This window comes from Micromonospora sp. Mcm103 (assembly GCF_024519755.1).
Classification (GTDB): Bacteria; Actinomycetota; Actinomycetes; order Mycobacteriales; family Micromonosporaceae; genus Micromonospora; species Micromonospora aurantiaca.
The window spans coordinates 362,972-389,125 of sequence record NZ_JALJRJ010000002.1; the positions used below are offsets into that span (position 1 = coordinate 362,972).

A 26,154-nucleotide genomic window follows, 5' to 3' on the forward strand; every position below is an offset into this window, starting at 1 on the left:
CGGATGGAAGGTGCGGATGCGGCCGGCGGCGATGTCGGGGAGGGTCACAGCGACCCGAGCCTAGCCCGGATCGGATGTGATGTGCGCCCAGGGGTGAGAGGATTCATCCCGTACGCCGGGAGGGGTCATGGGGTCGTTCAGGGTACGTAGGGCGCTGCTGGTCGCGGCCGCCGCGTGCGCCGCCCCGCTGGCCGGCGCGCTGCCCACCCAGGCCGCGCCGCGCGCCGCCGAACCGGTGCCGGAACAGCCCCCGGCCGACGTGATCTTCGTGGAGGTCACCCCGGGCACCGTCTCGCCCGGCTACCTCGTCGGCATCCGGGCGAGCTGCCGGAACAACACCGTGCCGGCGATCGTCACCTCGGACGCGTTCGGCAGGGTCCAGGTGCAGCCGCAGCGCGGCCTGCTCACCGCCTCGCCGATGGTCCACGAGCGCACCCGGCCCGGCAACTACCGGGTCAAGCTGGAGTGCCCGGGCGGGGAGACCGCCTCCACCATGCTCCAGGTGGTCAAGCAGGGGCAGCCCACCCGGCAGCCGACCCACCCGCCCAGTCACCTGCCCAGCCGCGGCCCGGCGACCGGTTTCGGCGGCACCGCCGGCCCCGGGCTCGGTGGCCTGCTGGTGCCGGTCGGGCTGGCGGTGACAGTGGTCGGCGCCGGGCTCGGCGTGGCCGCGTCCCGCCGGCAGGCCCGCGGCGCCGCCGGACGCTGAGGCCGGTCATGGCCGAGCACTTCGTTCCGCCGCCCGCCGGATCCCGGCGCTCCGGCCGGCCGTTCCTCGCCCTGCCTCCGCCCGCCGCGCCACCGGCCGGCACCGCCCGCCCGTCCCGGGCCGGCCCGCCTGCCGAGGCGGCCCGGTTCTCCAGGGCTGATCCGGCCGCCGCGCCCCGGACCGGCCCGCGCTCGGGGGACAGGCCGGCTGCCGGGATGGGTCCGACCGCCGGGACCGGGTCGTCCGCCGGGACGGGTCCGACCGCCGGGACCGGGTCGTCGGCCGTGCCGGTCTCCGGGGCGCGGCCGTGGATGCCGCCGCCCGCCGCGTCGCGACCGTGGTACCCGCCGTCCGCCGATCCGCCGGCCCTGCGCCCCCGGCCCGCCGGGCCGCCGCCTGTCGAACCGCCATCGGCGCCGCCTGCCAGGGAAGACCGGGGCCGGGGCTCCTGGTCGAAGCCGCTGGCAGTGGTGCTGGTGCTGGTCGGCGTGTTCGCCACCGGGGCCGGCCTCGGGCGCACGGCCGGGCCGTTCGACTTCGCCGACGCGTCCACCGAGTCGAGCCGGTCGACCGGGTCGGGTGCGGTGGCCCGGGCGAGTGCTGCCGCGCCGGTCCGGAAGCCGGCGAGCCGGCCGGTACGCCTGGCCGTGCCGGCTATCAAGGTCAACGCGCCGGTGACCCCGGTCGGGCAGGCGAAGGACGGCTCGGTGGACGTACCGCCGCTGACCGAGCACGACCAGACCGGCTGGTACGACAGGGGAGCGGTGCCCGGCGACCCGGGCCGGGCGATCATCGTGGGCCACGTCGACACCAAGAGCGGCCCGGCCGTCTTCTACCGGCTGCGCTCGCTCAAGCCGGGCGCCCGGATCCAGGTGACCCGCGCCGACCGCAGCGTGGTGAGCTTCACGGTGGACAGCGTCGAGTACTTCGACAAGTCGAACCTGCCCGCCGCCCGGGTCTACGGCGACTCCGGCCCCGCCGAGCTGCGCCTGATCACGTGCGGCGGCGAGTGGGTGGGCGGCCGTACCGGCTACCAGGACAACGTGATCGTCTTCGCGTCCCTGGCGAGCTGACCACCCCCACCCGGCACGTCCCCCGCCCTGACCGTGTCGATCATGAGGTTTGCGGTGACAAAACGGACGGTGAGTGCCGCCAACTTCATGATCGACTGAAAGAAAGTCAGGGTTTCGCGGGGACCTGCTGGACCACCTCGAACTCCAGCAGGGTGGCGCCGGTGGCGACGGGCTTGCGGGGTTCGCCGCCCTCGGCGTGCGCGGCCCGGGACGGGCCCTGCGCCCACGCCTGATAGGCCTCCTCGCTCTCCCAGCGCGTGTACACGAAGTAGCGGGTGTCCCCGGCGACCGGGCGCAGCAGCTCGAAGCCGAGGAAGCCGGGGGAGTTCTCCACCGCGCCGGCCCGGGCCGCGAACCGCTTCTCCAGCTCCTCGCCGGCGCCGGACGGGACGTCGATCGCGTTGATCTTCACGACAGCCATGTGTCCACCCTAACCAGCGCCGCGCTCAGAACGTCTCGACGACCGGTGCCAGGTCCGCGTCGACCACGATCGGGGCGTGGTCGGAGGGGCCCTTGCCCTTGCGGGCCTCCCGGTCCACGTACGCGGAACGGACCGCGCGGGCGAACGACGCGCTCGCGTACACCAGGTCGATCCGCATGCCCTTGTTCTGGTGGAACATCCCGGCCCGGTAGTCCCAGTACGTGAACGGGTGCGGCCCCTTCATCGGCGTCGGCACCACGTCCTCCAGTCCCAGGTCGCGCAGCGCGGCGAGGGCGGCCCGCTCGGCCGGGGTGACGTGGGTGGAGGTGACGAACAGCGCCGGGTCCCAGACGTCGGCGTCGGTGGGCGCCACGTTGAAGTCCCCGCAGACGGCCACCGGCAGCGCGCCGGCCACCTCCGGTTCGAGGGCGTCGCGCAGCGCCGCGAACCAGGCCAGCTTGTACGCGTAGTGCGGGTCGTCCGGCGCGCGGCCGTTCGGCACGTACACCGACCAGACCCGCAGCCCGTCGCAGGTGGCCGAGATGGCGCGGGCCTCGGGCTCGGGGAACCCGGGCTCGCCGGGGAAGCCGACAGTCACGTCGGCCAGCCCGACCCGGGACAGCACGGCGACGCCGTTCCATCGCCCGTCGCTGTGGCTGGCCACCTCGTAGCCCAGCTCGCCCACCTCGGCGACCGGGAACGCCCCGTCGGGGCACTTGGTCTCCTGCAGGCACACGACGTCGGGTTTCGTGGTGGCCAGCCAGTCGAGCAGCCGGGGCAGGCGGGCCTTCACCGAGTTGACGTTCCAGGTCGCCAGGCGCATGTCCCCAGCCTGCCGCATCGCCGCCCGCCCCGCCGCCTCAGCGCTCCGGGGTGTCGCCGGGGCGGGTCTGCTCGGCGAGGAAGCGTTCCAGCTCGGCGCCGAGTTCGTCGGCGGTGGGCAGCGGCCCGGTCTCGCCGGCGAGCAGGCTCTTCTCGCCCCGGCCGCGGGCGAACGCGTCGTACTGCTCCTCCAGCGCCTGGACCAGCGTCGCCGCCTCCTCGGTCTGGGTGACCTGGCGGTCGATCTCCACCCGGACCGCCTCGGCCGCGGTCCGCAGCGCCTCGACTGGCAGCAGCAGGCCGGTGCTGCGGGACACGGCGGACAGCAGCGCCTCGGCGGCGGCCGGGTACTCGGCCTGGGCCACGTAGTGCGGCACGTGCGCGGCGAAGCCGAGGGCGTCGCGCCCCTGCTCGCCGAGGCGGTACTCCAGCAGGTGACCGACGCCGGCCGGCACCTGCACCTTCTGCAGCCACGGCTCGTGCCCGGCGATCAGTTCCTTGCGGGTGGCGTGCGCGGTGACGCCGCTGGGCCGGGTGTGCGGCACCGCCATCGGGATCGAGTTGAGCCCGACGGTGAGCCGGACGTCGAGGCGGGCGCTGAGCCCGGCGACGGCGGCCACGAAACGCTCCCACTGCAGGTCCGGTTCGGGGCCGGTGAGCAGCAGGAACGGGGTCTCGTCGTCGTCGCGCAGCAGGTGCAGCTCCAGCGCCGGGGCGTCGTAGGACTCCCAGTGGTCCTCGACGAACGTCATCACCGGGCGGCGGGAGCGGTAGTCGAAGACCTGGTCCACGTCGAAGCGGGCGACGACCTGGGCGTCGAGCGAGGTGAGCAGCTGTTCCCGGGCCAGCCGGGTGGCGTTGCCGGCGTCGACGAAGCCGGTGAGCGCCTGGATCAGCACCGGCTGGCCGAGCTCGGGCAGCTCGTCGGTGAGTTCGTAGAGCTCGTGTGGATCGAGCACCGGTGGGGTCCTCCCTGTCGACGCGTGCGGGGGAGCGCCGAGTGTGCGGACTCCCCGGTTCGGCAAACGTACCGGGGTGGGTGGTCCATTCCGTTACGGCCACGTCCGATGCCCGGATGATGATCACGATTCGGCTACGCCCCGGTCCGGCGACCCATATCCGGATCGTCCGAACGGACGAGTTAGTCGATCATCGGGCGGGACCGGGAGGTCTGCGGCGTTCCTGCCCGCGCCGCCGCGCGCGCCGTCGCCCGGGTGATTTGTCCGGTTCCCGAGGTCCGTGGTCCGGCGGCCCGCGCTGGGGAGGGCCGTCCGCTTCGGAATGGCCAAAGTGTGGCGAGGGCCACCCTTTCGGCCTGGGTGATCCCGGTTTGCCCTGCCTAGCCTCGTCGGATGCGTAACGACGGCAACCTCGACGACCCGTTCGGCTCCGGCCGCCCGGCTGACCGTTCGGACGATACCCCCTCCACCAACCGGTTGACCACACTCCGGGGACTGGTCCGGCGTACCCGCTTCTGGGCACCCACGAACCCCCGGCCCGGCCGGACGAAGCTGGCGGTCGCCACCGGCGCGGCCTGCTGCCTCGGCCTGGTCGGCGTCAGCCAGGCCGGCTTCGGCGCCCCGGACCGCGCCGCCACCCCGGCGCCCTCGGCGGAGGTCGCCGAGCGCGCGGAGGTCGACCCGGCCTCCCGGGCCATGGCCCGGCCGAGCACCGCCCCCGCCAGCCCCAGCGCCACCCCGTCCGCGACGGCGAGCCCCAAGGCGACCGCCAAGCCCAAGCCGAAGAAGACCGTCCGGCAGATCGTCCCGGTCGCCGGCCTGGACCGCACCCAGATGAACAACGCGAAGAAGATCGTGCAGGCCGGCAAGGAGATGGGCATGCCGCGCCGCGCCCTGGTCATCGCGGTGGCCACGGCCATGCAGGAGAGCACCCTGCTCAACTACGCCAGCGGCGTGCTGCCCGAGTCGCAGAACTACCCGCACCAGGCGATCGGCTGGGACCACGACTCGGTCGGACTGTTCCAGCAGCGCCCGAGCAGCGGCTGGGGCACCGTCGAGCAGCTGATGGACCCGGAGTACGCGACGAAGGCGTTCCTGTCCGCGCTGGCCGAGATCCCCGGCTGGCAGAGCCTGCCGCTCTCGGCGGCCGCCCAGGCGGTGCAGATCTCGGCGTTCCCCGACGCGTACGCCCAGCACGAGTGGCGCGCCGGCAAGGTGGTGGCCGAGATCCTGGGCTGACCCGGACGGGGTGGTTGCCGAAGGGCCGATTCGGGTATCAGAGGCTTGCCGGTCCCAGGTACACATGAAGGGGACCGCGGACGGAGGACACCATGTCGCTGATGCAACGGATCACCGCCTTCCTGCGGTCGCCGCGAGGCCAGCAGCTGGTCGACCGCGGCCGGCGTGAGATGTCGAAGCCGGAGAACCAGGCCCGGCTGCGGCAGATCGCGACCCGGCTGCAGTCGCGCCGGCGCTGACCCGCGTCACCCCCGCCGCACGAGCCCTCCGGAGCCCTTCGTGACCGACCCCGCCCCCGTCGACGGGGAGCCCAACGCCGTCCCCACCGCCCCCGTCCCGCCGGTGGAGGCGCCCGAGGCGCCACCGGCCAAGCTGTGGGACCGGATGCGGGACGACCCGCAGTACGCGCCGGAGCACCTGGCCCTGGAGGCGGTACGCCGGCTCGGCCCGGAGGCCGCGCAGTGGGCCGCCCGGGAACGGGCGCTGCGGCCGGACGCCCCGCCGGAGCACCTGGCCGACCAGGTGGTCCGCAAGTTCGTCAACCACGCCCGGCTCTCCGGTGCGGTGTCCGGCGCGGCCGGGCTGCCCGGCGCGGTGATCGACGTGGGCGTGCTGGCCTGGACCCAGGCCCGGCTGGTGCTGCACGTCGCGGCCGCCTACGGCGTCGACCCGGCGCACCCGGACCGGGCCACCGACCTGCTGGTGCTCCAGCGGGTGCACAAGGTCGCCGAGACGGCCCGTCTCGCGCTCGGCGTGGCCGCCGGCCGGGAACGGGCCGGTGCCCTGTTCGGCTCCGCCGGTGACCGGGCGCTGGGCCGGGTGATGCTCCAGCTCGGGGTCCGGCTGGCCCGGATGGCCGGGGTACGTGCCGCCAAGCGGATGTTCGCCAAGGTCGTGCCGGGCGCCGCGATCGTGCTGGGCACCTGGGCCAACTCGGCGGCCACCAAGGAACTGGCCGACCGTACGCGTGCCGTCTACCGCGCCGGCGGTCCCCGGCAGCTACCGGGCCCGCGTCAGCCCTGACCAGCCGGAGGCGTTCCAGGCCACCTCGGCCAGCCGGCCCTGCCCGGTCGCGTTCGGGTGGAACCAGTCGAGCGCGTTGACCTGGTCCAGGTCGAAGCGGTGGCGGTGCACCGCGCCGCCGTCCCACCGGCAGCGCGACCCGTACGCCCGGCAGGCGGCGCGCAGTTGCCCGTCGTACGCCTCGATCCGGTCCTTGACGCGGGCCCGGCGGGCCGCCGCGGCGGGTGCGGTCGACGTGGCGCCTGCGAGCAGCGACGGGCAGACGCCCCGCGACCAGGCCCGCACGGCGCGGGGCTCGGTGTGCCCGATCTGCCAGAGCCGGTACAGGTCCGGGATGCTGACCACCAGCACCCGGGCCTTCGGCCGGCCCTCGCGCAGCACGCCCAGCGCCGCGTCGACCTGGTCGCGGAAGGTGGCGACCGGCGTCATGTCGTCGACGTCGCCCCGGCAGGCGTCGTTCGCCCCGATCAGCACGGTGACCAGGTCGGCCTTGTCGCGTACCGCCGACCGGGCCTGGCCGGTCAGCGCGGCCGCGCGGGCCCCGGGCACCGCCCGGTTGTACGCCCGCAGCCCCGGCGCGTCGGCGCGCAGCCGCCGGTAGAGGCTCTCCACCCGCAGGCCGTCCCCGGTCGACCAGGAGTTGCGTTCGCAGCTCACCAGCACCAGGCAGGAGCCGTAGCCGGTGCTGACCGAGTCGCCGAGCGCGACCAGCACCCGGGGTTCGCCGGGGGCGGGTGTGCCGGACGGCCGGGGTGACGCCTCGCCGGAGCCGTCACAGGCCAGCGCGACGAGCGCCGCCAGGCAGGCCAGCGCGGCGATCCAGCGTCTCATCGGTCCCCCGTCCGGCGGCGGCAACGGGCGCGTCGACCCTATGCCCCGGCGGGACCCCGGTGGCGGTTCTGTCGGCTATCGGGCATCGACCACTGTCGTTCACATCTGTCGTGTCGGCGCAGGCCGGCCGTGCAGCCACCGGTGCAGCGCCCGGGTGATCCGGGGCAGCACCAGGTAGGTCATCAGCGGGGTGAGCACGAGCGTCATCAGCAGCGTCCGGCCGGCCAGCGGCACGCCGGCGAGGAACCGGGTGGTCAGCAGCGTGGCGGCCAGGCTGAGCGGGAAGAACGCCAGCCAGATCGTGACCGCCTGCTTCCAGCGCGGCGGCGCGGCCGGTTCCGGCTCGCCGAACGTCTCGACCACATGGTCCACCGGCGGGTCGAACCAGCCCTCGATGCCGGTCCGCCGCTCCACCCGGGTGTGCTCGACCATGCCCTGCGCCGAGCTGAGCCACCAGCGCCGCTGCGGCGAGTCCTCCCAGTCGCGCAGCGTGTCCGCGTCGGCGAAGCGGTACATCACGTGCCACTCACCGGATCCGGGCGCGCTACGGACGAAACCGGCGCCGAGGAAGCCCGGGAAGCTCTCCGCGAGCGCCGTCCCGGCCCGCATCCACGCCACCACCTCGTCGGTACGCGCCGGGTCGGCGCGCCGGGACACGGCGACGGTAACGGGTACGGCCTGCGTCGTGGTCATGCCATCCTCTCCACCGTCCGCGGGATCTCCGCCGGTACCGGCGCACCGATGTAACGCACCCGCTGTCCGGGCGCATCCGGCGCCTGCCCGCCGGGTGTCCCGGATCACCGGCGTTCCCGCCCCGGCCGGTTATCCCCGCCCGTGCCGGGGTAGGCCCCAGGAATGACCCGATCACAGCCCCGCCGTGCCCGCGGCACGGTCGGCCACGCGAACAGCGCCCTGAACCTGCGGCTCGCGCTCGCCACGTTCGGTCTGGTCGTGATGACCGTCTTCGCGGTGCTCGCGTTCGCCGCGAACATCGCCTGGCTGGGTGTCGTCTGCGCGCTGCTCGCCGTGGTGGCGGTGGTCGACCTGGTCGTGATCCAGCGCCGCCGCGCCGCGCGCCGCCGGGAGGAACCGGGCGTGCGGCACTCGCTGTTCGAGTGACAGGAGTACGAGATGCCCATCGCCACCACCAATCCCGCCACCGGACAGGTGCTCAAGACGTACGAGGCGATGTCGGACGAGCAGATCGACGCCGCGATCGAGCGGGCCGACCTCGCCTTCCGGCAGTTGCGCGACACCACCATCGCGCAGCGGGCCCGCTGGCTCGTCGCCGCCGCCGACCTGCTCGACGCCGAGCGCGACGAGACGGCCCGGCTGATGACCACCGAGATGGGCAAGACGTACGCCGCCGCGAAGGCGGAGGTCACCAAGTGCGCCACCGCCTGCCGCTTCTACGCCGAGAACGCGCCCCGGATGCTCGCCGACGAGCCGGCCGACGCCGCCGCGGTCAAGGCGAAGCGGGCATACGTGCGCTACCAGCCGATCGGCCCGGTGCTCGCGGTGATGCCGTGGAACTTCCCGCTGTGGCAGGTGATGCGGTTCGCCGCACCGGCCCTGATGGCGGGCAACACCGGCCTGCTCAAGCACGCCTCCAACGTGCCGCAGACCGCGCTCTACCTGGAGGACCTGTTCCGCCGGGCCGGTTTCCCCGAGGGCGCGTTCACCACGCTGCTGGTCGGCTCCGACGCGGTCGACCGGATCCTCAGCGACCCCCGCGTCCGCGCCGCCACCCTCACCGGCAGCGAGCCGGCTGGCCGGTCCATCGCCCAGATCGCCGGCCGGGAGATCAAGAAAACGGTGCTGGAGCTGGGCGGCAGCGACCCGTTCGTGGTGATGCCCTCGGCCGACCTCGACACCGCCGCCGAGGTCGCCACCACCGCCCGCTGCCAGAACAACGGGCAGTCCTGCATCGCCGCGAAGCGGTTCATCGTGCACACCGACGTGTTCGACGCGTTCGCCGAGAAGTTCGCCGCCCGGATGGCGGCGCTGCGGGTCGGCGACCCGATGGACGACGGCACCGACGTCGGCCCGCTGGCCAGCGAGCGCGGCCGCGACGAGGTGCACGCGCAGGTCACCGACGCGGTGGACCAGGGCGCGACGGTGCTCTGCGGCGGCGAGAAGCCGGCCGGGGACGGCTGGTACTACCCGCCGACTGTGGTCACCGACCTGCGCCCGGAGATGCGGATGTGGTCCGAGGAGGTGTTCGGGCCGGTCGCCGGGCTCTACCGGGTCGGCTCGTACGACGAGGCCATCGCCGTCGCCAACGGCACCAGCTTCGGCCTCGGCTCAAACGCCTGGACCAACGACCCGGCCGAGCAGGAGCGCTTCACCGTCGACCTGGACGCCGGCAACGTGTTCATAAACGGCATGACCACGTCCTATCCGGAGCTGCCGTTCGGCGGCGTGAAGAACTCCGGGTACGGCCGCGAGCTGTCCGCCGCCGGCATGCGCGAGTTCTGCAACACCAAGACCGTGTGGATCGGCGAGGGCGAGGCCGGCGCGGGCGCCGGCGCCCACTCCGAGTAGACGCGATTGGCCGGACGCCGTCACGGGTAGGAAAGCCCACCATGACGGCGTTCGGCTTCCACGCATCCCACGAGCAGATCCACCCGGCCCGGCTGCTGGAGGCGGTGATCCACGCCGAGCGCGCCGGCTTCGACGCGGCCATGTGCTCCGACCACTTCTCGCCGTGGAGCGAGCGGCAGGGCCAGTCCGGGTTCGCCTGGTCCTGGCTCGGTGCCGCGCTCCAGGCCACGAACCTGTCCTTCGGCGTGGTGAACGCGCCCGGCCAGCGCTACCACCCGGCGATCATCGCGCAGGCCATCGGCACACTCGGCGCCATGTACCCGGGCCGGTTCTGGGCCGCGCTGGGCACCGGCGAGGCCTCGAACGAGCACATCACCGGCGAGGTCTGGCCGCGCAAGGACATCCGTACCGCCCGGCTGCGTGAGTGCGTCGACGTGATCCGGGCGCTGCTGGCCGGCGAGGAGGTCAGCCACGACGGGCTCGTCACAGTGGACCGGGCGAAGCTGTGGACCCGGCCGGAGGAGCCGCCAGCCCTGGTCGGCGCCGCGGTCAGCGTCGCCACCGCGCGCTGGTGCGCCGAGTGGGCGGACGGACTGATCACCGTCAACGCGCCGGTCGAGCACCTGCGGCGGATGATCGACGCCTACCGGGACGCGGGCGGACGCGGCCCGCTGCACCTCCAGGTGCACGTGAGCTGGGCGCCCGAGCAGGAGCAGGCCGAGGCGATCGCGTACGAGCAGTGGCGCAGCAACGTGTTCGCGCCGCCGGTCTGCTGGGACCTGGAGACCCCCGAGCACTTCGACGTGGCGAGCGCCGACGTGCCGATGTCCAAGGTCGCCGAGACCGTGAACGTCTCCGCCGACCTGGGCCGGCACATCGGCTGGCTGGAGGAGTACGTGGCGCTGGGCTTCGACCAGATCGCGCTGCACCACGTCGGGCAGGAGCAGCGCGCGTTCATCGACACGTTCGGCGCCGAGGTGCTGCCGAAGCTGCGCTCCGCCGCCTGATCACACATCTGCCCGTCGGCGCTTAGGCTCGGCGTTCGTGGATGCTCTGTTCGAGGTCGTGGTCTTCCTGGCCATCGCGACCTTCGGTGCGGCGCTGGCCCGCCGGCTCGGCCTGCTCGCGCCGATCCTGCTGGTGGTGCTCGGCCTCGCGTTGTCCTACCTGCCGTTCTTCCCGCACGTGCGGCTGGACCCGGACCTGGTGCTGGTGGGCATCCTGCCGCCGCTGCTCTACGTGGCGGCGCTGGAGACGTCGGTGCCGGCGTTCCGGCTCAACCTGCGGCCGATCCTGCTGCTCGCCGTCGGGCTGGTCGTCTTCACCGCGTTCGCGGTGGGCACCGTCGTGCACTGGTTCCTGCCCGAACTGCCGTACGCGATCTGCCTGGCGCTCGGCGCGGTGGTGGCGCCGCCGGACGCGGTCGCCGCCACCGCGGTGGCCCGGCGGGTCGGCCTGCCCCGGCGGGTCGTCACCATCCTGGAGGGCGAGAGCCTGGTCAACGACGCCACCGCGCTGGTGCTGCTGCGGGTGGCGATCGTCGCCGCGACCGCCACCACCGGCGGCGTCGGCGTCGGCGACGTGGCCCGCGAGGTGGTCGTCGCGGCCGGCGGCGGCATCCTGGTCGGCCTGCTGGGCGTGGTGGTCTTCGGCTACCTGCACAAGCGCATCACCGACCCGGTGCTGGACAACGCGCTGTCGCTGATCGTGCCGTTCGCCGTGGTCTTCGCCGCCGAGGAGATCCACGCCTCCGGCGTGGTCGCGGTGGTGGTGACCGGCCTCGGCATCGGCCACAAGCTGCCCACGCTGCTGTCGGCCGCCTCCCGGCTCCAGGTGACCGCGTTCTGGCGGCTGATCCGGTTCCTGCTCGAAGGACTGGTGTTCCTGCTGGTCGGCCTGCAACTGCCGGAGGTGGTACGCGACCTCGACGAGCCGATCGGCTCGCTGGCCGCGATCACCGCGGCGGTGCTGGCCGCCGTCTTCCTGTCCCGGTTCGTCTGGGTGTTCCCGGCCACCTACCTGGCCCGGCTGGTGCCCCGGATCCGGCAGCGCGACCCGGCGCCGCCGGTGCAGTTCCCCGTCGTCATCGGCTGGGCCGGCATGCGGGGCGTGGTGACGCTAGCCGCCGCGCTGGGCCTGCCGCTCACGCTGGCCGGCGACGCGCCGTACCCGCGTGCGCTGCTCATCTGGCTGGCCTTCGCGGTGATCGTCGCGACGCTCGTCGGGCAGGGCGCCACGCTGCCCTGGGTGGCCCGGCGGCTGCGGCTGCCCGCGGACGACCCGGTGCAGGACGCGCTGTCCGCCGCCGGGGTGCAGCAGCGGGCCAGCCGGGCCGCCCGGGAACGCCTCGACGAACTGGCCGAGGGCGCGCCGGAGGCGGTGGTGGAACGCCTGCGCGGGCTGACCACCTCCCGGGCCAACCTGGCCTGGGAGCGGCTCGGCGGCACCGAACGGGAAACCCCCTCCCAGGCGTACGCGCGCCTGCGGCAGGAGATGATCGACGCGGAGCGGGAGGTGTTCCGGGCCGCCCGCGACTCCGGCCGGATCCCGGAGGAGGTGCTCACCCGCGCCTACCGTGATCTGGATCTGGAGGAGTCCATGCTGCGACAGGAGGTCGTCGAATGAGCTGCCAGCACCTGGCCGAGGCGGGCACCGCCGAGCCCGGCACCACGACCGAGTGCCCGGACTGCGTGGCCATCGGCAACCCCGACTGGGTGCACCTGCGCGCCTGCCTGACCTGCGGGCACGTGGGCTGCTGCGACTCGTCGCCGTACCAGCACGCCACGAAGCACTTCGAGTCGAGCGGGCACCCGGTGATGCGGTCGGTCCAGCCGGGGGAGTCGTGGCGCTGGTGTTTCGTGGACGAGGAGATCGGCTGACTCAGCCGACCCGGCGCTCCAGCACCTGCCCGGTCCACGTCGGGCGGCCCGGCCGCTCCACGGTGAACGGCTCGGTGGCGGTGAACCCGCAGCCCTCGTAGAACCGCACGAGCGCCCGGTCGGGGCTGCGGAAGCAGTCCACCCGCAGCAGGCCGACGCCGCGTTCGCGGGCCAGTTCCGCCGCGTACGCCAGCAACCGCGCCCCCACGCCGCGCCCCGCATACGCGCGGTCGGTGACCAGCAGGTTCACGTACAACTCCGGCTCGGTGGCGGGCGGCACATAGTCGGTCGCCACGCCCACCACCAGCGCGCCGGCCACCGTCGCGTCGATCTCGGCGAGGTACAGGCCGTTCCCGGCCGCCCACGCGTCGGCCTGGGCGATGCGGCGCGGGTCGATCGACGCCGGCTCGGTGCCCCACTGGTCGGTACGCCCCAGTTCGGCCAGCCAGGCGGTGGCGCTGTCGAGCAGCCGCAGCAGCGTCGGGGCGTCGCCGGGTCCACCCGGGCGGATGGTGATGCTCTGCTGGTCGGTCATCCCGCCATGCTGCTACATGCGGCTCACCCCGGCACACCGGCAGGCCGCGGTTCCGGTGCCCGCCGGTTCGCGATCGCCCGGCGGGCCAGCGCCGGGGCGGCCAGCCCGGCGGCGGCGAGGATCCCGCCGAGCACCAGCCAGCCGACCGGACCGCCTCCGAGCACCAGCAGCGTGAGCAGGCCCCGGCCGAGCGCCTGGGCCAGCCCGGCGAGCAGGCCGTCCGCGCCCTGGTAGGCGCCGATCGCGCCGGGCGGGGCCAGGTCGTAGGCGAGGCCCGCGCCGGCCGCGCCGTGCCACAGGTCGCCCACCGTCCACACCGCCGTCGCGACGAGCAGCAGGACGACCGCCGGGAGCACCGGCAGGCCGGCCGTCGCCGCGTACAGCGGTGTCGCCGCCGCGAGCACCAGCCCGGCCCGGCGCAGCTTCCGGGCGGCCGGCGCCGCCCGCTCGGCGCCCCGGCTCAGCCGGACCGCGAGCAGCACGGTGAGGACCGTGTTCGCCAGCAGCACCGCCGACACCACGGGTGGCGGCGCGCCGGCTCGGTCCACCGTCCACAGCGGCACGACGAGCACGAGCACCGTCACGTGCGTGCTGAGCACCGCCGAGACGCCGCTGACCGCGAGGAACCGCCCGTCCCGCAGCGGTCCGCCGCGCCGCAGCGTGGCCGGCGTGTGTCGCGCGTCGGCCGCGGTCGGCTGGGGTGGCAGCCGTAGCAGCAGCGCCGCCGAGAGCAGGTAGCTGGCCGCGTTGCCCACGACGAGCACCTGGTAGGCCCGGTGCGTGTCCACGGCGAGCGCGATCCCGGCCAGCGCGGTGCCGACGGTGATGCCCAGGTTCGCCACCGCCCGCAGCGTGGCGAACGCGTGCACCCGGCCGTCCGGACCGCCGACCGCCGCGACGAGCGCCGCCCGTACCGCCAGGTTGCCGGCCGCGAGCAGCGCCTCCGGCACCGCCACCGCCAGGAACGCCGGGAACGAGCCGACCAGCAGGTACGCCAGCGCGGTGACCGCCTGACCCACCTGGAGGGCGGCCCGGAGCGTACGCGGATCCCACCTGTCCGCCAGCGCGCCCAGCGGCACGCTCGCGGTCAGGCCGACCAGCCCGGCGACGGTGAGCCCGGCGCCCACCGAAGTCGCGGAGAGGCCCACGTCCCGGGTCAGGTAGAGGGCCCCGCCCGCCAGCCACAGTCCCGCGCCGACGGTGTTCACCAGCGTGGCGTACGCGAGGGTGCGCAGCGGCCCGGGCGGCGGGAGCGGCGAGACGCGTCCCATCAGCGGGGTCCGGCGGGGGCCATGCGGTCGACGCTAGGGCCGTTCCGGCAGGTCCGGAGCCCCGATCGGGGCGACGCCCGTCACACCGCGAGCCGGCCGGGGCAGCGCCGCCGCTGGTCACCGCCCGAACACCGGGGTACGGGAAATCCGCTCGCCCGCCGGTCCCCGCTCTGCCAGGGTCGGCGCCGTGGAGCACAGCAGGATCGCCCGGGCCGATGAGCTGACCGAGGTGCAGCGGATCGAGGTGGCCTCCGGCGCCCCGTTCCGGGAGATCGGCATGACCCTGGTGGCCGACATGCCGCCGCTGCCGGTGGAGGCGCTGGCCGCCGGGCAGCGCGCCGGCCGGCTGTGGGTGGCGACCGACCTGGCCGACCGCCCGATCGCGTTCGTGCTGGCCGACCTGGTCGACGGCGCGGCGCACGTGCAGCAGCTCAGCGTCGACCCGGCGTACGCCCGGCGTGGCATCGGGCGGCGTCTGCTCGACCGGGTGGCGGGGTGGGCGTCGTCGCAGGGGTTGCCCGCGCTGACGTTGAACACGTTCCGCTCGGTGCCGTGGAACGGGCCCTACTACGGGCGGTGCGGGTTCCGGGAGCTGAGCGGCACGGAGTTGACGCCAGGGCTGGTCGAGTTGCTGGCCGCCGAGGCGGCGCTGGGCCTCGACCCGGCCGAGCGGATGGCGATGCGCCGCCCCGTCTCCCGCACGCGTACCTGACTGCGGCGTGCCGACGAGGCTGGTCCGCGCGCGCGTCACGACCGCCGTCGGTGGTTCTCGAGAAGGGTAAGGCTTCGAGCGATATGACTCTCGGGCATATTTATGCCCGAGAGTCATATCGCTTTCGGGCTGTCCCTTCGTTTCGGAGCGACACGCCGGGCGGAGCGACACGTCGGACGGCGGCCGGGCGAAGGCCGGGCGGGGGTCGGGCGGAGGTCGTGCGGAGCGACACGTCGGGCGAAGGTCGGGCGGAGGGCGGAGGGCGGAGGGCGCGAGGGCTCGGCCGGTGGGCGGCACGTCGGCGAGGTGCCCGGTCGCGAGGCGCCCGGAGCGGTTAACCGGTCGACCGAGGGCTCGGGCCGTGCCACGATCGCGCGGTGCCCGCCTCCGTGCCCGCCCTGCTGCGCCGGCAGTTCGACCTGACCTGGGCGCTCGCCGAATACCACCTCGACCGGCTGGAGCCGGCGGACTTCCTCTGGGAGCCGGCCGCGCTCTGCTGGACCATGCGTCGGGACCCGGCCGGCGGGTGGCGCCCCGACTGGGCCGACACCGAGCCGGACCCGGTGCCCGCGCCCACGATCGCGTGGCTGACCTGGCACATCGGCTGGTGGTGGTCGGTCGCGGCCGACCACGTGCGGCAGCGGCCGGCGCGGGAACGCGACGACATCCGCTGGCCCGGGCCGGGCGATGAGACAGTCGCCTGGCTGCGGGAGCTGCGGTCGGAGTGGACGGACACGCTGAACGGGCTGACCGCGGACGACCTGGACCGGCCGTCCGCGTACCCCTGGCCCGCCGACGCCGGGCTCACCGTCGCGGACCTGGCCGCCTGGGTGAACGCCGAGCTGATGAAGAACGTGGCCGAGATCGGCCAGCTCCGGCTGCTGCGAGCGGCCGGGCTCAGTGGGCGCCGCCGAGGTTGAGCACCACCACCCCGGCGATGACCAGCCCCGCGCCGATCACCTTGGTCACGCTCAGCGGCTCACCCAGGAACGCCGCGCCGATCGCCATGATGGCGGCCGTGCCGAGGCCGGACCAGACCGCGTACGCGACGCCGACCGGGATGTCCCTCACGGCCAGCGAGAGCAGCCCGAACGCGGACAGGTACGCCACCGCCAGGCCCAGTGTGGGCCAGAGCCGGGTGAAGCCGTCGGTGGCCTTGAGCAGACTGGTGCCGATCACCTCGGCGGTGATCGCGCCGAGCAGGAACAGGTACGCCATCGCAGGACCGTACCCGGTCCTGCGATGGCGTCCGGTCAGCTCGGTCAGGAGACCGTGCAGGCCTTTCCGTTCAGGGTGACCAGCCCCGGATCCGGGTTGGGGAACCGGGAGGCGGTCCCGTTGAAGCCGAACGTGGTGGACGCGCCCGGCGCCAGCTTCGCGTTCCAGGACAGGTTCTTCGCGGTGACCGTGGCGCCGCTCTGGCCGAGCTGCGCCGACCACGAGTGGCCCACCTTCTGGTCGCCGAGGAACGCCCAGCGCAGGCTCCACCCGTTCACCGCCGTCGTGCCGGTGTTGCGCACCGTCACCTGGGTGGTGAAGCCGGACGGCCAGCTCCCGTGCGTGGTGTAGGTGACCGCGCAGGACGGCGCGGGCACCGCGCCGGCGTCACCCTGGTCGGCCAGGAACGACGCGAGCCAGGCCAGCGCCGAGTTCCAGTTGATCGCCACCTCGTTCGTCGCGTACGAGTTGATGTCGTCGACGTAGCAGAACATCGGCGCGCACCCGGCGAGCAGGTTCGCCGCGAACGGGTCCTGGAGCGCGGCGTTCGGACCTCCGGCGAGCGAACCGGCCGGCGGGTTCGGCAGGTCCGGGTTCAGCTGGTTGCCGAAGATGCGGCTGTGCTGGTTGCGGGCGTGCTGCTCACCCCACCCGGTCACGTACGACATGTTCAGCGCGTTGCGGCCGAACAGGTAGTCCGCGGCCTGCACCGCGCCGTCCCGGTACTTCGCGTCCCGGCTCAGGTCGAACGCGGTGGCGAGCACGATCGCGTTGTTCACCAGGTTGCTGTTGCTGCCCCAGACGTACGCGTCGGCGCTGCCCGGGAACGGCAGCCCGTACGCCTGGCCGGCGATCGTGGCCAGGTAGCTGTCGGCGGCGGCGGTGACCGACTCGCGGATGCGGGTCTTCTCCTCGGCGGGCAGCGTGTTCGGCACGGTGGCCAGGTCGAGGCGGCCCAGCGCGGCGACGCTCTGCCAGCCGAACGCGCCGTTCGGGGCGAACACGTCGGCGGTGTGCAGCGGCGAGCCGGTGACGTCGGCCAGGTACGCCTTGTCGCCGGTGGTCAGCCACAGCTCGACAGCGGCCCAGTAGAACTCGTCGGTGACGTTCGTGTCGTCGTACGCCCCGCCGCCGGTGCCGTCGCTGGCCGAGGCGTAGATCGCCGGGTGCGCCTTGGCCGCCGCGTACGCGGTCTTCGCGGCGGTGCCGCAGCGCGCGGCGAACGCGGCGTCGTACGGGGCGTACAGCCGCTGGCACTGCGCCGCGACGGCGGCCAGGTTCAGCGTGGCGGCGGTGGACGGCGCGTGCAGCTCACGCGGCTGCGGGTCGTCCTGGGGCTGCAACGGCAGGCCGGTCCAGTTCCGGTCGTGGATCTTGTGGTGGACCATCCCGGCCAGCGGCTTGCCCGCCGGCACCTGCATGCGCAGCAGGAACTCCACCTCCCAGCGGGCCTCGTCGAGCACATCCGGCACGTCGTTACCGCGCTCGGGCAGCCGCAGCGTCGAGTCGCCCAGGGCGGCGCCGCCGGCGGCGGTCTCGGCCGTCTTGGTCCGCTCGAACGTGCTCAGCAGCTGGTAGGCGGCGATGCCGCCGTTGACGACGTACTTGCCGTGGTCGCCCGCGTCGTACCAGCCGCCGCGCACGTCCAGCGAGTAGTCGCAGACGCCGGCCTGGCACGGCACGTCGGTGTCACCCTGGTTGGGCTCGACGCCGAGGTGGCCGGCCGGGCGGGCGTACTCCTCGCCGATCAGGTCGCCGTCGATCTCGATGCCGCTGCGCTGGGCGTAGAAGAACTGCAGCGAGTCGGCGCGCAGCCGGTCGTAGAGCGCGCCGGAGATGTCGAACGGGTGGCTGGTCTCGCCGTCCACGGTCAGCGTGTAGCCGGTGCCCGGCGTGCGGTACGCGGAGAAGTCGACCGTCTGCACGTTCTGCGCCGAGGCGGCGTCGGTGCCGCGCGGCGTGGTCTGCCCGCTGGCGACCACCGCGCCGCCGGCCGACTTGAGCTGCCAGGGCAGCGCGTCGGTGGCCTCGGTGACCACTGTGGCGTGCTTGGGGCCGCCGGGCAGGTAGCCGACCTGGTTGACCCGGACCCGGGGCCCGGTGTCCGGCTCGTACGGCGGCGCCGGCTCCCCGCCGCGCAGCGACACGTTGTCCAGGCAGAACGTCTGCGCCTGGGCGCTGCCGCCGACCTGGAAGATCAGCTGGGCGGTGGGGTTGTCGGCCGGGGAGGTGAACGTGGTGGTGACGTGCTTCGCGGTGCCGGTGGCGGTCGCGTCGACGCTCGCGTACGTGGTGTAGGGGGCGCTGCCGAGCTGGAGCACCGCCTTGACGGCCGCGCCGGGGGTCGCGGAGACGTCGAAGGACAGCTCGTACTCGGCGCCCTGGGTCAGCGGCACCGCGTCCTGGCCGATGCCGGCGTCCCACGGGTTGGCGGTCCCCGCCGCGACGGAGGTGCAGAGCCGGCCGTCGACGACTGCGAGGTCGCCGGTGCCGTAGGAGAACCAGGGGGAGACGCCGGCGCTGAAGTCGCCGTTGCGCAGTTGTTCGGGGGCGTCCGGCGGCACCTCGGCGCTCGCCGGACCGGCGGTGAGGCCGGTGAGCGCCAGCGTGGTGGCCGCGAGCGCGGCGAGCCGACGACGGGATCGGGTCACGGAGGTTCCTTCCGTGCTCGGGGGTGGTGGGGAGACCGGGAGGGCTGGGAGCGCTCCCAATATCAGCCCGATGTTTCCACCGCGTTCCGTCGCTGTCAATCGATCCGGCCCGATGAGGCGCGTGCGCCCGGGCGCGGTGCGATTCGGCGCGCCACGTACGATGTCAGTGATCTCCTAGAGACATCCGAGCCCTCGACCTGGCAGGCTGCGACCCATGACCCTGAAGCTTCGTTCCGTCGGAGCGAGCGACCGTGGGCTGATCCGCAGCGGTAACCAGGACGCGCAGCACTCGGGCGCCTGGCTGGTCGCGGTCGCCGACGGCATGGGCGGCATGGCGGCCGGCGACCTGGCCAGCCGCATCGCCATCGACGCGGTCGCCCCGCTGGACGTGGAGACGCCGGAGGACGCGCTCGTCGCCGCGCTTCAGGGCGGGATCGAGCTGGCCACCGCGCGGATCCGTCAGGCCGTCGAGGAGGACCCGGAGCGTCAGGGCATGGGCACCACGCTCACCGCGCTGCTGTTCGCCCGTACCGGCAGCTGCCTCGCGCTGGCGCACGTCGGCGACTCCCGGGCCTACCTGTACCGCGAGGGCGTGCTCAAGCAGGTCACCCGCGACGACACGTTCGTGCAGATGCTCGTCGATCAGGGCGTCATCACCGCCGAGCAGGCCAGCAGCCATCCCCGGCGGGCGGTGGTGACCCAGGCGTTGCAGGGCGACGAGGTCTCCCCGTCGTACGCCACGATGGTGCCCCGGGCCGGTGACCGCTGGCTGCTGTGCAGCGACGGCCTCTCCAACGTGGTGCGCGCGGACACGCTCACCGAGGTGCTCGGCGAGCAGCTGGAACGCGACGCCTGCGCGGCCCGGCTGATCGACCTGGCGTTGCGGGCCGGCGGCCCGGACAACATCACCGTCGTGATCGCCGACGTCGTCGAGGAGTAGCCCTCACCGCCGCCGCGGAGCGGCCCTTCGGGTCGGCTCGGCGGTGGTCGGGTCCTCCGGCCACGGATGGCGCGGGTAGCGGCCGCGCAGCTCCGCCCGTACCTGCTGATAGCCGGTGCGCCAGAACGAGGCCAGGTCGGCGGTGACCGCCACCGGCCGCCCGGCGGGGGAGAGCAGGTGCAGCAGCACCGGCACCCGCCCGTCGGCGATGCGCGGCACGTCCCGCCAGCCGAACGTCTCCTGGAGCTTGACCGCCAGCACCGGCGCGGCCGGGTCGGTGTAGTCGACCCGGATCCGCGAGCCGCTGGGCACCTCCAGGCGCTCCGGGGCCAGCTCGTCCAGCCGCGCCGCCTGCCGCCAGTCCAGCAGCCGCCGCAGCGCCGCCGCCACGTCCACCCGGTGCAGGTCGGCCCGGCGCCGGGCGCGGGCCAGCTCGGGGCCCAGCCAGACGGGCGCCTCGGCGAGCAGCGCCGCGTCGGAGACGTCCGGCCAGTCGTCGCCGAGCGCCTGGCGGCAGAACGCCAGCCGGCGGCGCAGCCCGGTCGCCTCCGGCGTCCAGCGCAGCAGGCCCGGTCCCTCCTGCCGCAGCCCGTCCAGCAGCGCCGCCGCGACCAGCTCCGGGTCCGGCGCGGTGAGCGGCCGGTCAACCAGTTCGACGGCGCCGAGCCGGACCACCTCGCGGGCCACCACCTCCCCGCCGGACCAGGCCACCTCCCGCCCGGTGTCCAGCAGCGCCGCCCCGGCCTCCCGGGCGGTCGCCTCGTCGATCGGCGCGGCGAGCCGCACCCGGGCGGCGGGCGCGCCGGGGGAGCGGTCGGCGACCGCGACGGCCAGCCACGCCGCTCCGGTCAGGCCCGACCCGGGCGCCAGCTCCGCGGCGGTGCCGCCGGCCATCAGGTAGGCGGACCCGCCCGGCCGCCGTGCCCGGGCCAGCCGTTCCGGGTACGCCAGTCCGGCGAGCAGCCCCGCGGCCAGATCGTCCGGCAGGCGCCCCCGCTCGGCCGCGCCGTCGGCGGGCAGGGCGGCGCGCAGGCGGCGTACCTCGGCGCGCCAGCGGGCGGTGGCGGCCGGGTCGGTGCCGTCGCGCAGCCGGCGCCAGCGGGCGGGCAGGTCGTCCCCGGTCCCGCCCAGCGTGTCCTCGCCGAGGATCGCCACCACCTGGGCGGCCCGGTCGGCGCCGACCCGGGGCGCGCCGTCCAGCAGGGCGCGCGCCAGCCGGGGATGCGTGCCCGCCGCCGCGACCGCCCGTCCCCGCGCGGTGATCCGGCCGTCGTGGTCCACCGCGCCGAGCGTGGTCAGCGTCTCCCGCGCCACCGTGAGCGCGGCCGGCGGCGGTGGGTCGGGCAGCGCCAGCCCGGTGCCGTCCGGTGTGCCCCAGGCCGCCAGTTCCAGCGCGAACCCGGTCAGGTCGGCGGTGGCGATCTCCGGTTCGGGCTGCGGGGCGAGCCGTTCGTGCGTCGCCTCCGACCAGCAGCGGTAGACGGCGCCGGGCGCCTCCCGTCCGGCCCGGCCGGCGCGCTGGGTGGCCCCGGCCCGCGACACCGGCACCGTGACCAGCGCGCCCAGCCCTCGGGCCAGGTCGGTGCGGGGTACCCGGCTCAGTCCGGCGTCCACCACCACCCGGACGCCGGGGACGGTCAGGCTGCTCTCCGCCACCGCCGTCGCGAGCACCACGCGCCGTCCGGCGGCCGGGGTGAGCGCCGCGTCCTGGGCGGGCCCGGGCAGCCGTCCGTGCAGGGGCAGCACCGCGACGTCGCGCAGGTCGGCCAAGCGGCGCGCGACGGCGCCGATCTCACCCGCGCCGGGCAGGAAGACGAGCACGTCACCGTCGCGTTCGCGCAGCGCCCGGCGGACCGTGGCCGCCACGTGGTCGAGCAGCGCCGGGTCGACCCGGCCGGCGCCGGGCGGCGTCACCGGGCGCGGCGGTGATGCCCACACCCGCTCGACCGGGTGCAGCGCGGCCTCGGCGCGTACCACGGGGGCGGGATCGCCGGCGCCGAGCAGCGCGGCGAACCGGTCGGTCTGCGGGGTGGCCGACATCGCCAGCAGCCACAGGTCGGGGCGCAGCGTCGCGCGGGCCTCGACGCTGAACGCCAGCGCCAGGTCGGCGTCGAGGTGCCGTTCGTGGCACTCGTCGAGCAGTACCGCGTCCACGCCGGGCAGTTCCGGGTCGTGGTGCAGGCGGCGGACCAGCAGGCCGGTGGTGACCACTTCGACCCGGGTACGCGGGCCGGTCCGGCGCTCGCCGCGCACCGCGTACCCGATCCGGCCGCCGACCCGCTCGCCGAGCAGGGCGGCCATCCGGTGCGCGGCGGCGCGGGCGGCGACCCGCCGGGGCTGGGCGATCACCACGCGGCCGGGGACCGCGTCGGCGACCGCGAGCGGTGCGGTGGTGGTCTTGCCGGTGCCCGGCGGCGCCACCAGGACGGCGGCGCCGCGCTCGCGCAGCGCGCCGACGAGCGCCGGCAGGACCGGGCGGACCGGCAGGTCGAGCGGGATGTCGGCGAGCACGGCCCCACTCTCGCACCGCGCCGCCGGACGGTCCGCGCTGCCCCCGGAACGCGGAACGGCCCGGCCGGCGCACCGCCGACCGGGCCGGGTGGCCGCCGCGCCGGGTCCGCCGACCCGGCCGCAGCCCCCTTGCTAGTACGTTCCGTCGAGCTGACCGCGCAGCTTGGTCAGGGCCCGGGCCAGCAGCCGGGACACGTGCATCTGCGAGACGCCGATCTGCTCGGCGATCTGCGACTGGGTCAGGTTGCCGTAGAAGCGCAGCGTGAGGATCTTCTGCTCGCGCTGGTCGAGCGTGGCGAGCGCCGGGCCGAGGGCGACGCGCATCTCGGCCAGCTCGAACTCGCCGTCCTCGCCGCCGAGCAGGTCGCCCAGCTCGGTGGCCCGCTCGCCGTCGCCGGTCGGGGTGGACAGCGACACCGCGTTGTAGGCGCGGGCGCCCTCCAGGCCCTCCAGCACCTCCTCCTCGGTGAGCTTGAGGTGGGCGGCGATGTCGGCGACCGTGGGCGAGCGGCCGAGCGTCTGGAGCAGCGTGCTGTTGGCGTCGGAGATCGCCAGGCGCAGCTCCTGGAGCCGGCGGGGCACCCGGATGTCCCAGGTGCGATCGCGGAAGTGGCGCTTCAGCTCGCCGATGATGGTGGGGATGGCGTAGCCGGCGAAGTCGACGCCGCGCGACGGGTCGAACTTGTCGATCGCCTTGATCAGGCCGATCGCCGCGGTCTGTGCCAGGTCGTCGTTGGGTTCGCCGCGACCGCTGTAGCGGTGGGCCAGGTGGTTCGCCAGCGGCAGCCACGCCTCGATGGCGCGGTCGCGCAGCACGGGCCGGGACGGGTGGCCGGCCGGCAGCGCGGCCATCGCGGCGAGCAGGTCGGCGGCGCTGTCGGTGAGCGAGCGGGGGTCGAGCTTCGCGGAGCCGGCCGGCGTGGTCGCCGGGGCGCTGGTCGTGGGAGCGGTCATGGGTGGTCCTCCCTGCACCTCGTCCACGGAAGAAAAAAGACGTGACGCTCAGGTTTAGGTGTCGGTAGTACGTTCGGAAGCCACCATAGCCCGATCGTGCTGCGGAAATCTAGCCGAAAGTACGATGTACTTAAGGTGTGGCGGGGTATGGACCTCGTTTTTCCGGGCATAGCGCGCCCCGATCGGTCAACGAAGAATCCGACAGGTGGTCGATGTGTCGGCTTTCTGTCGTTGTCCCGCCGACGGGACCGCCCGTAGCGTCCGTAGCGACACGTCAACGGAGGCATCGTGCTGGATCCCGCCGCGCCGCAACTCGTCATCAACGCCCGGACGCTGCTGTTCAGCTGGCTCCCGGCGGACCCCGGCGCGGTCGAGACCCTGCTGCCCGCCGGTCTGCGCCCGCACCCGCAGCGTCAGGTGTTCGTCAACCAGTACGTGGTCGACGACGAGACGCAGACCTCCGGCTTCGGCGCGTACTCGCTCACCTACCTGGGTGTCTCACTGGCGGACATGGATCCGCCCGACGGCGAGACGCCGGGTGGCTGGTGGACGCACTATCTCGCCTCCAGTGAGCGGGTCCGGCGGTACGCCACCGCGCGGGGCGCACCCGCCGCCGCCGGGGAGACCCGCCTGGACCTGCGGGGCGGCCGGCTCACCGCCGAGACCCGGGCCGCCGACGGCACGCTGCTGATCCGGGTCACCGCCCGGGTCGGGCACACCGGCACCGAGGCGCACATGGGCCACCACCGCTACCTCACCCGCAACGACGGCGAGCTGATCGTCACCGACTATCCGTACGTGGCCGAGCCGGTGTCACCGTTCGAGGTCGAGTCGGTGGAGTTCCCGGCCCCGGAGCACCCGGTCCACGCGCTGCGGCCAGCCAACCCGCTGCACGTGTGCTGGGGCTTCTACTCGCCGCGCGTGTCGTTCGCGTACCCGGCCCGCCCGAACGTGCCGGACGAGCCGGCGGACCTTCACCAGGTGCCGGCGCGCCGGGCCCGCAGCGGCCTGCCGTCCGGGTCGTAGACCAGCCGGTACGCGGGCAGCGCCCAGAGCCGCGTACGCCAGGGCAACCGCTCCGGGCGGTGCGGCCGCAACCGGCCCGGCGGACGGCCCCCGGCCCGGCCCCCGGCGTGCCAGCGCTCCAGCTCATCCGCCGCCGCGGTGATCGCCGCGACCGCGTCCGCCGGGTCCAGCAGGTCGTCGTCCTGCGCGCCGCCGGGATCGCGGTCCAGGTGTTCGCGCCACAGCCGCAGCCGCAGGTCGCGGGCGAACACCCGGGCGCCGTCGCCCAGCCCCGCCGGATCGGCCGGCGCCCGCTCGTCGCGGGTGTCGTCGAGCACCGCGCAGGACAGCTCGCTGTCGTGCGTCCAGGACCGGCGGTTGAAGTTGTCGCTGCCCACGCTGGCCCACACGTCGTCCACCACGCAGACCTTCGCGTGCACGTAGACCGGCGTGCCGTCGTGGTTCTCCACGTCGAACACGTGCACCCGCTCCGGCGCGGCCCGGTGGCACAGCGACAGCGCCTGCTCCCGGCCGACCATGTTCGGCGGCAGCGCGAGCCGGCCGTCCACGTCCGGATGCCGGGGCACGACCGCCACCAGGTGCAGGTCCGGGTGCTCCTGCAACGCCTGCGCGAACAGTTCGGCCACCTCGGTCGACCAGAGGTACTGGTCCTCCAGGTAGATCAGCCGCCGGGCCCGGCGTACCGCCTTGGTGTAGCCGCGGGCCACTGTGCGCTCGCCGTCCGGGGCGAACGAGTAGCGGGGCCGCACCGCCGGGTAGGTGCGCAGCACCTGCACGTGGTGCGGCCCGCACGGCGGCGGGTCGGCGGGCTGCGCGGGCAGCGGGTCCGGGCGCAGGTCGGAGCCGCGCAGCCGGTCCCGCAGGTACGCCATCGGGTTCTCCGAGTCCAGCGGCATCGGGTCGGTCCACCGCTCCCGGAAGGTGGTGTCGAGCGCGCCGACCACCGGCCCGCGCACCGCCAGCTGCACGTCGTGCCAGGGCGGCGTGGGGCCGTACCGGGGGGACATGCCGACCGGCTGCGGGTCGCCCGCGTGGCCGGCGTCGTCGCGGCGGCTGTGGCACAGGTCGATGCCGCCGGCGAAGGCGATGTCGCGGCTCGGGTCGCCGGGCCGGCGCAGCACCACGAGCTTCTGGTGGTGCGAGCCGCCGCGCCGGACCCGCTGGTCGAGCAGCACCTCGCCGCCGGCCGCGCGGATCGCCTCGCTGAGGTCGCGGTTCTCCTCCTCGCTGTAGGAGAGCGTGTCGAGGTGGGAGCGCCAGAGCAGGCCCTTGACGATCACGCCGCGCTGGGCGGCCCGGGCGAACAACTGCGCCACCGTGGGGCCGTCCGGGCGCATCCGCTCGTCCGGGTCACCACGCCAGTCGGTGAAGAACAGGTGGTCGCCCGCGGACAGCGCCTCCACCTCGCTGACCAGGCGGTCGAAGTACGCGGCACCGTGAATCAGCGGCTCGGCGAGGTTTCCATCGGTCCAGACGGGTAACTCAGACCCCGGGTTGGCGCGTTCCTGTGCGGTGAGGAACCAGTCCCGCAGAGTCACGTTCCACCCCCCGAGGTCGACGACGTCCTCACACGGTAGGACCCCCGGCAGGGCCCCGCACGTCGAGCAGCAGGTCGGCGTCGGTGCGCGCGTCAGGGGTGCGCCGGACCCCTGGATCGCGATACCGAGGAGGCACCGACATGCCCGCCGAGACGACGAACACCGTGACCGACCGCGACCAGGCGGTGGAGGGGGAGCGGGGTGCGCTGGTGGCGGTCCTGTTGATGGTGATCCTCGGGGTGGCCGGGATCTTCGCCGTCTCCTGAGACCGCGGCCGGGCGCCCCGGCGAACCGGGGC

27 protein-coding genes are annotated in these 26,154 nt (G+C 74.6%); 15 read left to right on the forward strand and 12 right to left on the reverse strand.

Annotated elements, in window-relative coordinates:
* The first annotated feature begins 127 nt into the window (after positions 1–127).
* Both OC439_RS04225 and OC439_RS04230 read left to right on the forward strand, forming a co-directional pair.
* Complete coding sequence (locus OC439_RS04225) at positions 128–709, forward strand: hypothetical protein (RefSeq protein ID WP_262012288.1); 582 nt, start codon at positions 128–130, stop codon at positions 707–709.
* A gap of 368 nt (positions 710–1,077) precedes the next feature.
* On the forward strand, positions 1,078–1,782 hold the full coding sequence (locus OC439_RS04230; RefSeq protein ID WP_262012415.1) for a class F sortase: 705 nt from the start codon (positions 1,078–1,080) through the stop codon (positions 1,780–1,782).
* Between the two features lie 106 nt (positions 1,783–1,888).
* Here the strand turns inward: OC439_RS04230 and OC439_RS04235 are convergent, their stop codons facing one another.
* From OC439_RS04235 to OC439_RS04245, 3 genes are read right to left on the reverse strand one after another with little or no spacing between them, the layout of a single operon-like run.
* Entirely contained in the window at positions 1,889–2,203 is a 315-nt protein-coding gene (locus tag OC439_RS04235) for an antibiotic biosynthesis monooxygenase family protein (RefSeq protein WP_018784922.1), read from the reverse strand.
* 25 nt (positions 2,204–2,228) lie between these two features.
* Positions 2,229–3,026 carry an exodeoxyribonuclease III gene (locus OC439_RS04240; protein ID WP_262012289.1) on the reverse strand — a complete coding sequence of 266 codons (798 nt, stop codon included), beginning with the start codon at positions 3,024–3,026 and terminating at the stop codon, positions 2,229–2,231.
* Between the two features lie 37 nt (positions 3,027–3,063).
* Positions 3,064–3,984, reverse strand: a complete 921-nt coding sequence (locus tag OC439_RS04245; RefSeq protein ID WP_135239297.1) for a proteasome assembly chaperone family protein — start codon at positions 3,982–3,984, stop codon at positions 3,064–3,066.
* A 393-nt stretch (positions 3,985–4,377) separates the two neighbouring features.
* On the opposite strand from OC439_RS04245, the gene OC439_RS04250 reads away from it, so the two are divergent.
* The 3 genes from OC439_RS04250 to OC439_RS04260 all read left to right on the forward strand — a co-directional run bounded on the left by OC439_RS04250 (position 4,378) and on the right by OC439_RS04260 (position 6,246).
* Positions 4,378–5,223: a peptidase M23 gene (locus OC439_RS04250; RefSeq protein WP_262012290.1), complete on the forward strand. Its 846-nt coding sequence runs from the start codon at positions 4,378–4,380 to the stop codon at positions 5,221–5,223.
* Positions 5,224–5,315: 92 nt separating this feature from the next.
* Positions 5,316–5,462, forward strand: coding sequence for a hypothetical protein (locus OC439_RS04255; protein ID WP_166456378.1), 147 nt, complete (start codon positions 5,316–5,318; stop codon positions 5,460–5,462).
* Positions 5,463–5,502: 40 nt separating this feature from the next.
* Positions 5,503–6,246 (forward strand): EcsC family protein, encoded by a 744-nt coding sequence (locus tag OC439_RS04260; RefSeq protein WP_262012291.1) that lies wholly within the window; start codon positions 5,503–5,505, stop codon positions 6,244–6,246.
* On the opposite strand, the gene OC439_RS04265 is transcribed toward OC439_RS04260, so the two are convergent.
* Positions 6,223–7,077, reverse strand: a complete 855-nt coding sequence (locus OC439_RS04265) for a GDSL-type esterase/lipase family protein (RefSeq protein WP_262012292.1) — start codon at positions 7,075–7,077, stop codon at positions 6,223–6,225. The two genes, OC439_RS04260 and OC439_RS04265, sit on opposite strands and share 24 nt — an antisense overlap.
* A 99-nt stretch (positions 7,078–7,176) precedes the next feature.
* Positions 7,177–7,770 carry an antibiotic biosynthesis monooxygenase gene (locus tag OC439_RS04270; protein WP_262012293.1) on the reverse strand — a complete coding sequence of 198 codons (594 nt, stop codon included), beginning with the start codon at positions 7,768–7,770 and terminating at the stop codon, positions 7,177–7,179.
* Positions 7,771–7,932: 162 nt separating this feature from the next.
* Between OC439_RS04270 and OC439_RS04275 the strand changes: the two genes are divergently transcribed.
* From OC439_RS04275 to OC439_RS04295, 5 genes are read left to right on the forward strand one after another with little or no spacing between them, the layout of a single operon-like run.
* On the forward strand, positions 7,933–8,196 hold the full coding sequence (locus tag OC439_RS04275) for a DUF6343 family protein (protein ID WP_262012294.1): 264 nt from the start codon (positions 7,933–7,935) through the stop codon (positions 8,194–8,196).
* 12 nt (positions 8,197–8,208) lie between these two features.
* The gene (locus tag OC439_RS04280; protein ID WP_262012295.1) at positions 8,209–9,621 is read left to right on the forward strand and encodes an NADP-dependent succinic semialdehyde dehydrogenase; all 1,413 of its coding nucleotides are present in this window, start codon (positions 8,209–8,211) and stop codon (positions 9,619–9,621) included.
* Between the two features lie 41 nt (positions 9,622–9,662).
* Positions 9,663–10,628, forward strand: coding sequence for a TIGR03885 family FMN-dependent LLM class oxidoreductase (locus OC439_RS04285; protein WP_262012296.1), 966 nt, complete (start codon positions 9,663–9,665; stop codon positions 10,626–10,628).
* Between the two features lie 37 nt (positions 10,629–10,665).
* Positions 10,666–12,246: a Na+/H+ antiporter gene (locus OC439_RS04290; RefSeq protein WP_262012297.1), complete on the forward strand. Its 1,581-nt coding sequence runs from the start codon at positions 10,666–10,668 to the stop codon at positions 12,244–12,246.
* On the forward strand, positions 12,243–12,500 hold the full coding sequence (locus OC439_RS04295) for a UBP-type zinc finger domain-containing protein (protein WP_262012298.1): 258 nt from the start codon (positions 12,243–12,245) through the stop codon (positions 12,498–12,500). Before OC439_RS04290 ends, OC439_RS04295 begins: the two co-directional genes overlap by 4 nt.
* A gap of 1 nt (position 12,501) precedes the next feature.
* On the opposite strand, the gene OC439_RS04300 is transcribed toward OC439_RS04295, so the two are convergent.
* A complete protein-coding gene (locus OC439_RS04300; RefSeq protein ID WP_262012299.1) occupies positions 12,502–13,035 on the reverse strand; it encodes a GNAT family N-acetyltransferase in 534 nt (177 codons plus the stop codon).
* A 23-nt stretch (positions 13,036–13,058) separates the two neighbouring features.
* Positions 13,059–14,306, reverse strand: a complete 1,248-nt coding sequence (locus OC439_RS04305; protein WP_262012300.1) for an MFS transporter — start codon at positions 14,304–14,306, stop codon at positions 13,059–13,061.
* A gap of 187 nt (positions 14,307–14,493) precedes the next feature.
* Here OC439_RS04305 and OC439_RS04310 point away from each other — a divergent pair, with 187 nt between their 5' ends.
* A complete protein-coding gene (locus OC439_RS04310) occupies positions 14,494–15,018 on the forward strand; it encodes a GNAT family N-acetyltransferase (RefSeq protein ID WP_262012301.1) in 525 nt (174 codons plus the stop codon).
* A 377-nt stretch (positions 15,019–15,395) separates the two neighbouring features.
* Positions 15,396–15,938, forward strand: coding sequence for a DinB family protein (locus tag OC439_RS04315; protein ID WP_262012302.1), 543 nt, complete (start codon positions 15,396–15,398; stop codon positions 15,936–15,938).
* Here OC439_RS04315 and OC439_RS04320 read toward each other — a convergent pair.
* Positions 15,916–16,236: a DMT family transporter gene (locus OC439_RS04320; RefSeq protein ID WP_262012303.1), complete on the reverse strand. Its 321-nt coding sequence runs from the start codon at positions 16,234–16,236 to the stop codon at positions 15,916–15,918. The genes OC439_RS04315 and OC439_RS04320 overlap by 23 nt on opposite strands.
* A 44-nt stretch (positions 16,237–16,280) precedes the next feature.
* Positions 16,281–18,887, reverse strand: a complete 2,607-nt coding sequence (locus tag OC439_RS04325) for a glycoside hydrolase family 9 protein (RefSeq protein ID WP_262012304.1) — start codon at positions 18,885–18,887, stop codon at positions 16,281–16,283.
* Between the two features lie 214 nt (positions 18,888–19,101).
* On the opposite strand from OC439_RS04325, the gene OC439_RS04330 reads away from it, so the two are divergent.
* Positions 19,102–19,827 carry a PP2C family protein-serine/threonine phosphatase gene (locus OC439_RS04330; RefSeq protein ID WP_262012305.1) on the forward strand — a complete coding sequence of 242 codons (726 nt, stop codon included), beginning with the start codon at positions 19,102–19,104 and terminating at the stop codon, positions 19,825–19,827.
* A 3-nt stretch (positions 19,828–19,830) separates the two neighbouring features.
* Here the strand turns inward: OC439_RS04330 and hrpB are convergent, their stop codons facing one another.
* On the reverse strand, positions 19,831–22,338 hold the full coding sequence (hrpB, locus tag OC439_RS04335; RefSeq protein WP_262012306.1) for an ATP-dependent helicase HrpB: 2,508 nt from the start codon (positions 22,336–22,338) through the stop codon (positions 19,831–19,833).
* A 132-nt stretch (positions 22,339–22,470) separates the two neighbouring features.
* Positions 22,471–23,292: a SigB/SigF/SigG family RNA polymerase sigma factor gene (locus OC439_RS04340; protein WP_262012307.1), complete on the reverse strand. Its 822-nt coding sequence runs from the start codon at positions 23,290–23,292 to the stop codon at positions 22,471–22,473.
* Between the two features lie 288 nt (positions 23,293–23,580).
* Between OC439_RS04340 and OC439_RS04345 the strand changes: the two genes are divergently transcribed.
* The gene (locus OC439_RS04345) at positions 23,581–24,318 is read left to right on the forward strand and encodes a hypothetical protein (RefSeq protein ID WP_262012308.1); all 738 of its coding nucleotides are present in this window, start codon (positions 23,581–23,583) and stop codon (positions 24,316–24,318) included.
* On the opposite strand, the gene OC439_RS04350 is transcribed toward OC439_RS04345, so the two are convergent.
* A complete protein-coding gene (locus OC439_RS04350) occupies positions 24,267–25,856 on the reverse strand; it encodes a phospholipase D family protein (protein ID WP_262012309.1) in 1,590 nt (529 codons plus the stop codon). The genes OC439_RS04345 and OC439_RS04350 overlap by 52 nt on opposite strands.
* Before the next feature lie 140 nt (positions 25,857–25,996).
* On the opposite strand from OC439_RS04350, the gene OC439_RS04355 reads away from it, so the two are divergent.
* Positions 25,997–26,122: a hypothetical protein gene (locus OC439_RS04355; protein ID WP_013285371.1), complete on the forward strand. Its 126-nt coding sequence runs from the start codon at positions 25,997–25,999 to the stop codon at positions 26,120–26,122.
* Positions 26,123–26,154 lie beyond the last annotated feature (32 nt).

Bases quoted from the DNA above. Each gene is read 5' to 3' on its own strand.
- OC439_RS04225 (WP_262012288.1), top strand. From the start codon at position 128: ATGGGGTCGTTCAGGGTACGTAGGGCGCTGCTGGTCGCGGCCGCCGCG.
- OC439_RS04235 (WP_018784922.1), bottom strand. From the start codon at position 2,203: ATGGCTGTCGTGAAGATCAACGCGATCGACGTCCCGTCCGGCGCCGGC.
- OC439_RS04240 (WP_262012289.1), bottom strand. From the start codon at position 3,026: ATGCGCCTGGCGACCTGGAACGTCAACTCGGTGAAGGCCCGCCTGCCC.
- OC439_RS04250 (WP_262012290.1), top strand. From the start codon at position 4,378: ATGCGTAACGACGGCAACCTCGACGACCCGTTCGGCTCCGGCCGCCCG.
- OC439_RS04255 (WP_166456378.1), top strand. From the start codon at position 5,316: ATGTCGCTGATGCAACGGATCACCGCCTTCCTGCGGTCGCCGCGAGGC.
- OC439_RS04265 (WP_262012292.1), bottom strand. From the start codon at position 7,077: ATGAGACGCTGGATCGCCGCGCTGGCCTGCCTGGCGGCGCTCGTCGCG.
- OC439_RS04270 (WP_262012293.1), bottom strand. From the start codon at position 7,770: ATGACCACGACGCAGGCCGTACCCGTTACCGTCGCCGTGTCCCGGCGC.
- OC439_RS04275 (WP_262012294.1), top strand. From the start codon at position 7,933: ATGACCCGATCACAGCCCCGCCGTGCCCGCGGCACGGTCGGCCACGCG.
- OC439_RS04280 (WP_262012295.1), top strand. From the start codon at position 8,209: ATGCCCATCGCCACCACCAATCCCGCCACCGGACAGGTGCTCAAGACG.
- OC439_RS04285 (WP_262012296.1), top strand. From the start codon at position 9,663: ATGACGGCGTTCGGCTTCCACGCATCCCACGAGCAGATCCACCCGGCC.
- OC439_RS04295 (WP_262012298.1), top strand. From the start codon at position 12,243: ATGAGCTGCCAGCACCTGGCCGAGGCGGGCACCGCCGAGCCCGGCACC.
- OC439_RS04300 (WP_262012299.1), bottom strand. From the start codon at position 13,035: ATGACCGACCAGCAGAGCATCACCATCCGCCCGGGTGGACCCGGCGAC.
- OC439_RS04305 (WP_262012300.1), bottom strand. From the start codon at position 14,306: ATGGGACGCGTCTCGCCGCTCCCGCCGCCCGGGCCGCTGCGCACCCTC.
- OC439_RS04320 (WP_262012303.1), bottom strand. From the start codon at position 16,236: ATGGCGTACCTGTTCCTGCTCGGCGCGATCACCGCCGAGGTGATCGGC.
- OC439_RS04330 (WP_262012305.1), top strand. From the start codon at position 19,102: ATGACCCTGAAGCTTCGTTCCGTCGGAGCGAGCGACCGTGGGCTGATC.
- OC439_RS04340 (WP_262012307.1), bottom strand. From the start codon at position 23,292: ATGACCGCTCCCACGACCAGCGCCCCGGCGACCACGCCGGCCGGCTCC.
- OC439_RS04355 (WP_013285371.1), top strand. From the start codon at position 25,997: ATGCCCGCCGAGACGACGAACACCGTGACCGACCGCGACCAGGCGGTG.